Source organism: Nocardiopsis prasina DSM 43845, from assembly GCF_000341265.1.
GTDB lineage: Bacteria > Actinomycetota > Actinomycetes > Streptosporangiales > Streptosporangiaceae > Nocardiopsis > Nocardiopsis prasina.
Genome location: NZ_ANAE01000064.1, coordinates 1 through 482, shown reverse-complemented (window position 1 = coordinate 482; position 482 = coordinate 1). Strand labels below are relative to the sequence as shown.

The 482-nt window shown below is 79.5% G+C and carries 1 protein-coding gene; it reads right to left on the bottom strand.

Going from position 1 to position 482, the window contains the following annotated elements; all coding sequences use genetic code 11:
- Window positions 1–97: 97 nt before the first annotated feature.
- Window positions 98–482: NUDIX hydrolase (locus D452_RS0101485; protein ID WP_017542385.1), on the bottom strand; the 385-nt coding region annotated here is incomplete at its 5' end.

Here is a 482-nt window from a genome sequence, read left to right as displayed (position 1 = left end):
GGCGCCGACCGGTAGCCGCGCAGCGCACCGCGGCCCGGGCCCGGCGGCGTCCCCACCGGCGCGGACGCCGCCGTCCGGCGCTCGGTCGGGGCAGCGCTCAGTCGATCGCGCCGCGCCGGCGGAGCTCCTCGGCGACGCGGCGTACAGCGGGCGCGCACACGTCCCGGTCGGCGCCGGTGAGCCAGGCCAGATCGGCGATCTCCGCCGCCGCGGCGGGGGTCCCGGTGTGCTCGGCGGTGTAGCAGGCCAACCGCACCCGTGTGCCTTCCCGGTAGCCGTCGGCGGCCTCGTCCACCACCGCGAACGGCGCGAACGTGCCCGGCCGCAGAATCACCCCCACCTCCTCGCGCGCCTCCCGCGCCACCGCGGCCTCGTCGCTCTCCCCGGGCTCGCGCTTGCCGCCCGGCAGGTAGTAGAGGCTGCGGCCGCGCGTGCGCACGCACAGCAGCCGGCGGCCGCTGACGTGCACCCAGGCGAGCGCG